General features: G+C 60.8%; 8 protein-coding genes. 6 read left to right on the top strand and 2 right to left on the bottom strand.

Annotated elements, in window-relative coordinates:
• Positions 1-186, top strand: a 186-nt coding sequence (locus ACO54Z_RS06530) for a hypothetical protein (protein ID WP_485996303.1), incomplete at its 5' end; no start/stop codon positions are given.
• Positions 187-440: 254 nt separating this feature from the next.
• Positions 441-1271 carry a CPBP family intramembrane glutamic endopeptidase gene (locus ACO54Z_RS06525; protein WP_485996302.1) on the top strand — a complete coding sequence of 277 codons (831 nt, stop codon included), beginning with the start codon at positions 441-443 and terminating at the stop codon, positions 1269-1271.
• Between the two features lie 85 nt (positions 1272-1356).
• Here ACO54Z_RS06525 and putA read toward each other — a convergent pair whose 3' ends face one another.
• Both putA and putP read right to left on the bottom strand, forming a co-directional pair.
• Entirely contained in the window at positions 1357-4959 is a 3603-nt protein-coding gene (gene putA / locus ACO54Z_RS06520) for a bifunctional proline dehydrogenase/L-glutamate gamma-semialdehyde dehydrogenase PutA (protein ID WP_485996301.1), read from the bottom strand.
• 70 nt (positions 4960-5029) lie between these two features.
• Positions 5030-6583, bottom strand: coding sequence for a sodium/proline symporter PutP (gene putP, locus ACO54Z_RS06515; RefSeq protein WP_485996304.1), 1554 nt, complete (start codon positions 6581-6583; stop codon positions 5030-5032).
• Positions 6584-6921: 338 nt separating this feature from the next.
• Between putP and ACO54Z_RS06510 the strand changes: the two genes are divergently transcribed.
• The 4 genes from ACO54Z_RS06510 (at position 6922) to ACO54Z_RS06495 (ending at position 11085) form a co-directional block, all read left to right on the top strand.
• A complete protein-coding gene (locus ACO54Z_RS06510; protein WP_485996300.1) occupies positions 6922-7317 on the top strand; it encodes a nuclear transport factor 2 family protein in 396 nt (131 codons plus the stop codon).
• Positions 7318-7866: 549 nt separating this feature from the next.
• Positions 7867-9372 carry a glycosyltransferase family 39 protein gene (locus tag ACO54Z_RS06505; protein WP_485996299.1) on the top strand — a complete coding sequence of 502 codons (1506 nt, stop codon included), beginning with the start codon at positions 7867-7869 and terminating at the stop codon, positions 9370-9372.
• Positions 9362-10330 carry a glycosyltransferase family 2 protein gene (locus ACO54Z_RS06500; RefSeq protein ID WP_485996298.1) on the top strand — a complete coding sequence of 323 codons (969 nt, stop codon included), beginning with the start codon at positions 9362-9364 and terminating at the stop codon, positions 10328-10330. The genes ACO54Z_RS06505 and ACO54Z_RS06500 overlap by 11 nt, the downstream gene beginning before the upstream one ends.
• On the top strand, positions 10327-11085 hold the full coding sequence (locus ACO54Z_RS06495) for a hypothetical protein (protein WP_485996297.1): 759 nt from the start codon (positions 10327-10329) through the stop codon (positions 11083-11085). The genes ACO54Z_RS06500 and ACO54Z_RS06495 overlap by 4 nt, the downstream gene beginning before the upstream one ends.
• The last annotated feature ends 100 nt before the right edge of the window (positions 11086-11185 follow it).

The raw sequence follows: 11185 nt of genomic DNA, 5'->3' as shown, positions 1-11185 counted from the left end.
TGTCTGAAACTTTCGGTGGACGGCTATATATTTATGGCAGGTTGGGTTAGGGCGTGTTTGCAATTTGTTTTGAGAGCCGTCACTACGCGGGTCGCAGCAATCTTCCGCCCTCACCCCAACCCCTCTCCCAAAGGGATTGGAACAGCTCGCGCAGCGAGAGAGGGGGCTTATTCTGCTGAATTGTAAACAGCCCCCAGGGCGGTGTGGCAGGCGAGAGCGACGCGCATTTTATAGCCATCCACCGCAAGTTTCAGGCAAAGCACGCCGAAATCGTCGTCATCACCCAGATTGTGCGCCGGGGCGCACGCTGTGGCGCTATATGCCCGACCTGCGTTTGCGGTTTTGTGGATTTTTGTCGCCTTGTGGGGGGCGTATCATGTGCGCCCCGCCCGCGCCTGCCGTCGGGAGGATTTTAATGTGTTTAATCTCAAGGAGTTTTCATGAACCCCATCCTTGCCCGCTACAACCGCCCTGTTTTCTTCTATTTCTGGTCGATTGTCATCCCGTGGTTTTGCTGGTTTCTCGCCGGTTATATCAGCCGTCTGCCGCAGGCGGCGGATTATGCCTGGCTGCAAGGCACGCTCGGCATCGCAGGGCTGCTCGCACCGATTGCCGTCGCCGCCTGGCTGTTTGCCGCCGACCCGGTATTGCTTGCCGACCTGAAAGCGCGGCTGTTCACCCGGCGCGGGTTGAACGGGCGCGTGCTCGGTTTTACCCTGCTTTTTCCGCCGCTCTCCATCATCGCCGCGATGGCGATTTCGCTCGCTTTCGGCCACAGCACCGACCAGTTTGTCATCAGCGGCTCGCCCAGTTTCACCAGCGCACTGTTCTCGCCGTGGTTTTTGCTCGTTTTTGCCGCGCTGGTGGAGGAGCTCGCCTGGCACACTTACGGCACCGATACGCTGCTGCGCCGCTTCAATCTGTTTAATGCCTCGGTGATTTTCGCCTTTTTTTGGGTGGCGTGGCATTTGCCGCTCGCCAGCATCAAGGGCTATTACCAGGCGAACCTCGTCGCCGAAGGCTGGCAGTACGGCGTGAATTTCATCGTCAGCGTTTTTATGTTCGTCTTCATCATGAACTGGCTGTATGCGAAAGCGGGGCGCAATGTGTGGATAGCGGTGCTTTTTCACGCCGTCGCCAATCTTTCCAACGAGATTTTCGCCACCCACCCGGACAGCAAAATCATCCAGAGCGGGCTGTTCCTGCTGCTGGCGGCGTATTTCCTCATTCATGACCGCAAGCTGTTCTTCCAGCGCGGCAGCGTCGCATGAAGCGTCTGGCATCCGCATAAAAAGCCCGCCATTGGCGGGCTTTTTGGTGGGGTCGTGCGGTGCGCTCAGGCGCACCCTATGGTTTTTAGACTTCCGCCATTGCCATCAGGCTGGCGTTGCCGCCAGCGGCGGTGGTGTTGGTGCTGCGGCTGTTTTCTTCGTACAGCGGCAGGATGTCCACCCCGCCGCTGGCGTTGATGATTTTCACCAGTGCGCCGTCGCGGGCGGCGAGCGCGGTTTTGAGCGCCACCGGCAGCGGTTCCAACGCCAGTACATGCCGGGCGTGGTCGGAAACGGGCTCATTGCTGACGCGGATGAGGCCGTCGGCGGTTTTTTCAAGGAGCGCCAGCGGGTGTTCTTTGGCGACGTGCAGGTGTCCGCCCGCGATAGCGACCGGGATGAGCGCCGCGAGGCTTTGTTCGAGGTCGCCGCCGTAAAGCGCGATGTGCGGCGGCAGGTGCCAGCGGTTTTCGTTGCGTTCGCCGGTTGGCCCGTTGAGGGTTTGTACGGCGTGGCGCAGCGTGGTTTGTTGCGCGGTGTCTATTGTCGCTTTGAGGCGCGCTTGGGCGGCGCTGTCCAGTCCGCTTTGCGCGATGAGCGCGTGCAGTTTCGGCAGCGTGCTTTCGTCGGCAACGCCTGCTTTGTCCGGGGTGGGCGCCTGCCACGCGCCGCCCTGGCTGAGTTTTTGCAGGTAGAACGCGCCGCCCGCTTTCGGCCCGGTGCCGGAGAGGCCGTGGCCGCCGAAGGGTTGCACGCCGACGACGGCGCCGACGATGTTGCGGTTCACATAGGTGTTGCCTGCCTCTATCTGGCTGCTGATGTGGTCGATGCTGCTGTCGAGGCGGCTGTGGATGCCGTGCGTCAGCGCGTAGCCTTTTTGGTTGATTTGCGCGATGAGGCGGTCGAGTCCGCCCGCGCGGTAGCGCAAGACGTGCAGTACCGGGCCGAAGACTTCACGCTGGAGTTCGTCGAGGTTGTTCAGCTCAAACAGCACCGGGGCGACGTAGGTCGAGGCGGCCGGGTCAATGTTTTTGCCGGGCGTGGTTTCGTGGTGCGCGCGGGCGACGGTTTTCATTTTGTCGATGTGGGCGCGCAGGTTTTGTTGTGCTTCCGCGTCGATGACCGGGCCGATGTCGGTGGCGAGCGCCGCCGGGTCGTCGATGCGCAGTTCGTCCATCGCCCCTTTGATCATGGCGAGGGTGCGGTCGGCGATGTCTTCTTGCAGGCAGAGGATGCGTAGCGCGGAGCAGCGCTGTCCGGCGCTGTCGTAGGCGCTGTTGATGACGTCAAGGCAGACTTGTTCGGCAAGCGCGGTGCTGTCCACGATCATCGCGTTTTGTCCGCCGGTTTCGGCGATGAGTACCGGGTTGTCGTCGCGCGCGGCAAGGGTGCGGTTGATGTGTTGTGCGACTTCGGTCGAGCCGGTGAAGACGACGCCGTTGATGCGTTTGTCCTGGGTCAGCGCCGCGCCCGCGTCGCCCGCACCGAGGACGAGTTGCAGCACGTCGCGCGGCACGCCCGCCTGGTGCATCAGTTGCACGGCGCGGTAGGCGATGAGGCTGGTTTGTTCGGCCGGTTTGGCGAGGACGGTGTTGCCGACCGCCAAGGCGGCGACCACTTCGCCGGTGAAGATGGCGAGCGGGAAGTTCCAGGGGCTGATGGCGACGATGGTGCCGACGGGGCGGCGTTGCGCGCAGGTGGTTTCGGCTTCATGGGCGTAGTAGCGGCAGAAATCAACGGCTTCGCGTACTTCGGCGATGGCGTTGTTCAGGGTTTTGCCCGCTTCGCGCACGGCGAGGCTCATCAGTTCGGCGCGGTGCGCTTCAAACAGGTCGGCGATGCGGCGCAGGATGGCGGCGCGCGCAGCGGGGGTAATTGCCGCCCAGCCGGGTTCGGCGGCTTTGGCGCTGGCGATGATGCCGTCAATGGCGGTGGTTTTGATGAAGGCGGCGTTGCCGACCAGGTCGTGGTGGTTCGCCGGGTTTTTGACGTCGTGCGGCGCTTCGCTTTCGGCAGGCTGCGCGGTGATGCTGCTCGCCTGTACCCGCTGCGCGGCGGCGCGGCTCATTTCGCCTTCGAGTTGTTGCAGGGTGTGTTCGTTACTGAAGTCAAGGCCGCGCGAGTTCGGGCGCGCATCGCCGTAGAGGTTGGGCGGCAGCGGCAGCGCGGCGTGCATTTTGCCTTGGGTCGCGGCGGCGGCATCGAGCGGGCTTTTCAGGAGGTCGTCAATGCTGATGTTTTCATCGACGATTTGGTTCACAAACGACGAGTTGGCGCCGTTTTCCAGCAGGCGGCGGACGAGGTAGGCCAAGAGCGTTTCATGGGTGCCGACCGGGGCATAGACGCGCACGCGGCGGCCAAGATTTTGCGGGCCAACGACCTGGTCGTACAGGGTTTCGCCCATGCCGTGCAGGCACTGGTGCTCAAATTCTTTGTCTTTGCCGAGCTGGTAGATGACGCCGAGGGTGTAGGCGTTGTGGGTGGCGAATTGCGGGAAGACGGCGTCTTGCGCGGCGAGCAGTTTGCGCGCGCAGGCGATGTAGGAGACGTCGGTATGCACTTTGCGCGTGTAAACCGGGTAGGCTTCAAGGCCGTCCACCTGCGCCCATTTGATTTCGCTGTCCCAGTACGCACCCTTGACGAGGCGGATCATCAGCCGCTGTTTGTTGCGCCGCGCGAGGTCGATGAGGTAATCAATGACAAACGGGCAGCGCTTCTGGTATGCCTGGACGACGAAGCCGATGCCTTTGTACCCGGCCAAATCGGGGTCGGAAACGAGCGCTTCCATCAAATCCAGCGAGAGTTCGAGGCGGTTCGCTTCTTCGGCGTCAATGTTGATGCCGATGTCGTAGTGTTTGCCGAGCAGGAACAGCTCTTTCAGCCGTGGCAAGAGTTCGTTCATCACCCGCTCATGCTGCGCGCGCGAATAGCGCGGGTGAATGGCGGAGAGTTTGACGGAAATGCCGTTGCCTTCGTACACGCCCTGCCCGGCGGCGTCCTTGCCGATGGCGTGAATGGCATCGACGTAATCCTGAAAATAGCGGTCGGCATCGGCCTGGGTCATCGCCGCCTCGCCGAGCATATCAAAGGAGTAGCGGTAGCCCATCTTCTCCCGCGCCTTGCCATTTTTCAGCGCTTCTTCAATCGTTTGCCCGGTGACAAACTGCTTGCCGAGCAGGCGCATCGCATAATTCACCCCCTGGCGGATGAGCGGCGCGCCGCCCTTGCCCAGCACGCGGGTCAGCGCGTTGCCCAGCGAATTTTCATCGGTTTTCGCGGTCAGCTTGCCCGTCACCAGCAGCCCCCAGGCGGCGGCATTGACGAACATTGACGGACTGTGGCCGATATGGCTTTTCCAGTCGCCGCCGGCAATCTTGTCGGCAATGAGGCGGTCGCGCGTCGCCGTGTCCGGGATGCGCAGCAGCGCTTCGGCGAGACACATCAGCGCCACACCCTCTTCGCTGGAGAGTGCGAACTCGTGCATCAACGCATCCACACCGCTCGCCTTACGCCGGTTCTCGCGCACCTGCGTCACCAGACGGCGGGCAAGCGCCTCCGCCTCGCGCCGCTCATCTTCGCTCAACTGCGCCTGCGCCAGCATATCGGCGACGGCTTCCGCCTCATCACGGCGGTAAGCGGTGGTAATCGCATCGCGCAGGGCGGATTGTGGACGGGAAAATGCAAACATGATGAAAACTCCTTGATAATCTTAAAAAAGAAAAACGGGACAACAAACTGTCCCGTCAAATATACCACCATCAAGCCACTTTGCCGTGCTTGTTGGCGTGATAATCGCGGTTAGCCTGCTCAAAGCGTTCAACCACACCCGCAGCCGGTTTTCCAAAGAGCGAGACCACCACAATCACCAATGCGCAGACAATAAAGCCGGGGACAATCTCATACATCGTCGTCCAGCCATTTCCGCCCGCCTCAATGGCAGGTTTTTTCACACATTCTGCCCAGGCAACCACCACGACCGCGCCGCTAATCATGCCGGCGAGCGCGCCAATGGCGGTCATCCGTTTCCAGATTAAAGAGAGAATGACCACCGGGCCAAACGCCGCACCAAAACCGGCCCAGGCATAAGCGGTCAAACCCAATACCCGGCTATCCGGGTCTTCCGCCAACACCATCGCAATCATTGCCACCGCCAGCACCATCAGGCGGCCAATCCAGACCAATTCCGCCTGCGACGCATTCGGGCGCAAAAAACCCTTATAAAAATCCTCGGCAATCGCACTGGAGCAAACCAACAATTGACAAGACAAAGTTGACATCACCGCCGCCAAAATGGCAGAAAGAATGACACCGGCAATCCACGGATTAAACAACAAACTGGCCAGACCAATAAAAATCCGCTCCTCTTTGCCGCCCAAAGCACCAATATCCTCCGGTTTTGCACCAAAATAAGCAATACCAAAATAGCCGACGGCAATGGCACCGCCAAGACACAAAACCATCCAGGTCATGCCAATGCGGCGCGCCGGTTTGAGAGAGGCAACACTATCAGCAGCCATAAAGCGGGCGAGAATATGTGGCTGGCCAAAATAACCCAAACCCCAGGCAGCGGTTGAAACAATGCCGAGCAAAGTCGTACCGGCAAAAAGACCGCTATATTCACCATAATCCTTGCCCTTCTCCGCCGCGACCTTGCCAATCGAAAGGGCGACATCATCAAAACCGCCCACGGCAACCAGCACCATGATTGGCGTCAAAATCAGCGCAAAAATCATCAGGGTTGCTTGCACCGTATCCGTCCAGCTCACTGCGAGAAAACCGCCAATAAAGGTATAAGCAATCGTCGCGCCCGCGCCGAGCCACATTGCCTGCGCATAGGTAATATCAAACAGGCTCTCAAAGAGGCGCGCGCCTGCGACCACCCCGGCGGCACAATAAATCGTAAAGAAAAAGAGGATAATCGCGGCGGAAATAACCTTCATCGCCCGCCCCTGCGCGCCAAAGCGGTGGAAAAAATAATCCGGCAAGGTGAGCGCATTATTATTATGTTCCGTATGCACACGCAAACGTCCGGCAACCAACAGCCAATTGAAATACGCGCCGACCGTCAAGCCAATGGCAATCCACGCCTCGCTCATGCCAGATAAAAAAACCGCGCCGGGCAGCCCCATCAACAGCCAGCCGGACATATCGGAAGCACCCGCCGACATTGCCGTGACGAAAGGTCCCAAACTGCGCCCGCCAAGAATATAATCATCAAAACTTTTCGTCGAATAATACGCCGCCAGACCAATCAGCAGCACAATAATCAAATAAACGCCGAAAGTAATGTGCATCGGATTAAAATGACTCATAAAATACCCCTCATGAAATTGAGACATGGCGGTATCCGGCAGCCGTTTGCAATACCGCAGAACAGGAAGAAAGCGCGCATTGCCAGTTATACAGGAAAAAATAACGGGACGTCAATCCCTGCCGAATCAAATTATTACCCCAAAAATTTTATAATCCCGAAAATGCCGCCAAGAATTTAATAAAAACGCGCCGAAGAAAACGCCAACCGCAAAACAATCAAACCATTAAGCGCCTGTTCAATCTTCCGGTACGCGGCGGGTGCGCGATGCGGTTTATGAAAGGCGGCAGCGGGCGCGGTGCTAAAATGCGGCTCCCTGTCATTTCATAGGAGCATCCCATGCTGACCCCGTCCCAACAACACGCCGTCACCACCAGCCTCAACGCCCTCTCGACCGGTGGCATGAACGCCTTTGCCAGCCTGATGGCGGACGACATCCGCTGGCACCAGCCCGGCCACAATCCGTTTTCCGGCACGCATCAGGGCAAGGAAAATGTGCTGCGCATGATTGGCGGCCTCATCAAACACACTGGCGACACCTTGCAACTGTCGCCCAACGGCGCGGCGATGGCCAACGGCGACCTCATCGCCTGCCCGTTCCGTCTGGTGGGCAAGAGCGGCGACAAAAGCATCGACCAGCCGGGCTTGCTGCTGCTGGAAATGCGCGACAGCAAATTCGGCCAGGTTTGGCTGTTTACAGAAGACGATGCGGCGGGCGACGATTTTCTCGGCTAAACGCCCCGCCCGACAGCCGCCCCGCGCGGCTGTTCTTAGAACCTGTTTAGAGTCTGCGGGTAAAATCGAAATTCCCCCTCCCCTGCAGGGCGAAGCCCGCAGCGGGGGAGGGTCGGGGTGGGGGTGAGCGATATTGCTCATGAACTGAATTTCCTGTTTTTCAATGATTTTGCTGCCCTCACCCCAACCCTCTCTCGCTACGCGAGCAATGCTTGTCCCACAGGGAGAGGAGGTATATCGGCGGTTTTACCTGCTCCCGTTTGCAATAAGAATAACGGGTTTTCTCAGACTCTAAACAGGTTCTTATATATAAGTGTAGGGTGTGGCTTGCCCCACCATCGTCCGTTTTGGCCTTGGGGCGGGGTGGAATGGCGGGTGGTTGGGCAGCAGTTTACATACAGGATAGCGGGGAAGGTGTATGTAAAAATGACGGGACGGTGCGCCGAGGCGTACCCTGTGCCTCCGCGAAAACCCCCGTGCGTGCTACCAGTAACCCCATCCCGCCCGCATCCGCTATAAAATTCCCGCTTTATCCATCGAGGAATCCCCATGCGTACCCCCCAAAAACTGCCGTGGCTGATACTGCTCGCGGGCTATATCGTGGTGTGGCTGCTGGCGTCGTGGCTGCGTTCGCCATCGCTCGACAGCTACGGCGACATGATTGAAAACTACGCCTGGGGGCAGACCTGGGGATGGGGCTCTTTCAAGCATCCGCCGCTGTTTGCCTGGCTGGTGCGGCTGTGGTTCGCCGTTTTCCCGACTGAAGTCTGGGCGTATTTTCTCCTTTCTTATATTAATGCCATCGTTGGCGCGCTCGGCATTGTCGCCCTCGCCGCGTGCTGGGTGCCGCCGGACGGTCGCCGCAATAACGCGCTGTTGCTGGCGCTCGTCTTCGCCGTCTGCGGCCTGCCTTATGCCAATCTTGCCGCCAAATTCAACGCCGACACGGTGCTGCTCTCGCTCTGGCCGTGGACGGCGTATGTGTTTTTCCGCGCGGCGAGACCGGGGGCGGCAACTGGCTGGAGTGTCGCGCTCGGCGTGCTGGCGGCAGCGGCGATGCTCGGCAAGTATTTTTCCGGCGTGCTGCTGCTCAGCCTGTTCCTGATTTCGCTCGCCCGCCCGTGGCGCGGCTGGTACACCGACCGCCGCCCGTATCTTGCGCTCGCCGTTTTTCTCGTGCTGCTCGCGCCGCATTTGTGGTGGGAATGGTCGCTGGATTTTCCGTTCCGCCAGTATCTTTCCGGCAAATTCGCGGGCGGCGACGGCGCGATGCGGATGGCGACCTTCGCCCTCTCCGGTCTTTATTATTGGTGCGTGCCGTGGCTGGCGTTTGTCTGGCTGTGGCGACGCCTGCCGCGTCAGGGCGATGCCGCGCCGGCCGCTTCACTATTGGCGCTCACGCTGTTGCCCGCGCTCATCACGTTGGCCTTGCACCTGCTGCTCGGCATCCATTTGACCACGCATTGGGCGATTCCGCTCTGGTTCGCGTTGCCCGCCTGGCTCGCCTGCCAGCTTGCGCCGCGCTTGCCGTCAGCGCCGCTGTGGCCGCAACTGCGCCGCCCGCTCGCCACCATCGCGCTGCTGATTCTCGGTGGTAGCGTGGTGTACGTCGGCATCAACGCCCTGCGCGGCAAATCCAGCTATTACTACGCCCGCCCGGCGCTGGTGGCGGCGGTAGAGGCGGCCTTTGCCGAACGCTTCCCCGGCCAGACGCTGCAATGGGTCGGCGGAACCTGGCCGGAAAGCGCGTCGTTCGCCTTCTTCGCGCCATCGCACCCGCGCGCGCTGCCCGGCGTGCCGGACGCGATGCCCGCACGGGTCAATCCGCATCCCTCTTGGGCGCAGGAATACGGCGCGATTTACTGCACCGGCACTTACGGCACCGGCGACGATGTCGCCTGTGAGGAAGCCGCCCGCGGCTTGCAGGCGCGCGGTGCGACGCTGATTCGGCAGGAAATCGCCTGGCGCGCGCACGGCTGGCGTTACCCGCGCCCGCAGGAAAAGCGGGCGGTGGTGTACTGGGTGGTGCCGCAAGGAGCCAGCCATGAAGATTGAACTCAGCCTCATCCTCCCCGTCTATAACGACGCCGCCGCGCTCGCCGCCTTCCTCCCCGAACTAACCGCGTACCTCGCAACACAGGGGCGGGCGGAAATCATCGTCGTCGATGACGGCAGCCGCGACGACGTGCGCGCCGTCTGCACCGCCGCCCGCCTGCCGGACAACACCGTGCTGCGCCTTTTGACGCTGTCGCGCAATTTCGGCAAAGAGGCGGCGCTCTCCGCCGGATTGCAGGCATCTACCGGCGACACGGTGGCGATGATGGACGCCGATGGCCAGCATCCGGTCGCGGTGCTCGCGGAAATGCTCGCCTTGCACCGCCTGGGCGCGGACATGGTCGCCGCGGTGCAGGCAAAACGCGGTCACGAACACCGCCTGCTCGGCTTCCTCAAACGCGGCTTTTACCGCTTCATGCAGGACGGCAGCCGCTACGCCCTCACCCCGGACGCGGGCGATTTTCGCGTGCTGGGACGCAAAGTGGTCAATGCCCTGCTCGCCTTGCACGAACGGCAGCGCTTTATGAAAGGCCTCTACGCCTGGGTCGGTTTCAAAACCGTTTACCTGCCATTCCAGGCGGCGCCCCGCCAGGCCGGCGAAAGCAAATACAACTACCCGCGCCTTTTTGAACTCGCCATCGTCGGCATCACCTCGTTTTCGCTGAAACCGCTGCGCTGGATTTCGCGCACCGGCATCCTCGTCTCGCTGGCGTCATTCTGCTACGGCCTGTGGATTGTGCTGGAAACGCTGCTCTTTGGCCGCGACGTGCCAGGCTGGACGACACTCACCGCCGGCATCATGTTCTCCGCCGGCGTGCAGCTCGTCTGCCTCGGCATCATCGGCGAGTACATTGGCCGCATCTTTGAAGAAGTGAAACAGCGCCCGCTTTACCTGGTCGCCGACGAATGGCGCAGCGACAGACGGGACGGAACATCCCAACAACCGGAGAACCCATGAAAAAAATCCTGCTGCTCCTCGCCCTCGCCAGTATCGCCGCGTCTGCCGCCGACAAACCCTTCTCGCTCCTCGAAGAAGTCTCCGCCGACCCCTACGCCGAAGTCGCCAACCGCATCGAATACCAAAACATGGTGCTGTTACCCGACTACACCGTCATCGCGCGCCACTACTACCTCGCGCCGATGCGCCTCTGGATCGCCTGGGTCAAACAGGGCGACAGCGCCGCGCGCGACTGGAACGGTACCCGCAAAACCATCAGCGGACGCAACGTCGGCATCGACCTCGTAGAGCTCTGGGCGGACACCGACAACCGCCGCGCCGCCGCGCTGGTCATGAGCGAAATCCCCGTGGACAACAAAGGCAATTACCTCCTCGCCTGGCTCGACCTCCTCCCCGCGCAGGTGCGACAAAACAGCGGCGACACCCTGCGGGTAATGATGCAGGCGCTGGCAGAAGGCGACAGCGCGCGCGTGGCGGCGCTGATGCACATTCCCGACACCGTCGCCCACAAAACTGCCTGGCGCGAGGCGCTGCAACAATGCCTGACGGCGCACCTGCCGCAAATCCGCGACAGCCACCCGCAACGCAGCGGCAGACGCAAACCCGGCGACGGACGCGACAGCGGCATCATGCTCCGCATGAACGTTGACAGTAAAGACCGCGCCGTCATCCTGCCGCTGCAAAAAGGCAAGGACGGCTACGGCTTCGTTCTGGACACCGAAGCCTTCAGCCAATGCAAAAACCTGCCTGAATAAGCGCGCCAATCTTTGGGGCTGTTTACAATTTGCACCTCTCCCCTGCAGGGCAAAGCCCGTAGGGGCGGTTCTAGAGGCTGTTTGCAATTTGAAAAATCCC

The sequence above is a fragment of the Cardiobacterium sp. genome (assembly GCF_057314735.1).
The sequence above is the reverse complement of the archived record's forward strand: the minus strand, read 5'-3'. Positions and strand labels throughout refer to the sequence as shown.

What these genes read in the sequence shown, in the direction of transcription:
- ACO54Z_RS06525 (WP_485996302.1), top strand. Translation starts at nt 441, where the DNA reads ATGAACCCCATCCTTGCCCGCTACAACCGCCCTGTTTTCTTCTATTTC.
- putA (WP_485996301.1), bottom strand. Translation starts at nt 4,959, where the DNA reads ATGTTTGCATTTTCCCGTCCACAATCCGCCCTGCGCGATGCGATTACC.
- putP (WP_485996304.1), bottom strand. Translation starts at nt 6,583, where the DNA reads ATGAGTCATTTTAATCCGATGCACATTACTTTCGGCGTTTATTTGATT.
- ACO54Z_RS06510 (WP_485996300.1), top strand. Translation starts at nt 6,922, where the DNA reads ATGCTGACCCCGTCCCAACAACACGCCGTCACCACCAGCCTCAACGCC.
- ACO54Z_RS06505 (WP_485996299.1), top strand. Translation starts at nt 7,867, where the DNA reads ATGCGTACCCCCCAAAAACTGCCGTGGCTGATACTGCTCGCGGGCTAT.
- ACO54Z_RS06500 (WP_485996298.1), top strand. Translation starts at nt 9,362, where the DNA reads ATGAAGATTGAACTCAGCCTCATCCTCCCCGTCTATAACGACGCCGCC.
- ACO54Z_RS06495 (WP_485996297.1), top strand. Translation starts at nt 10,327, where the DNA reads ATGAAAAAAATCCTGCTGCTCCTCGCCCTCGCCAGTATCGCCGCGTCT.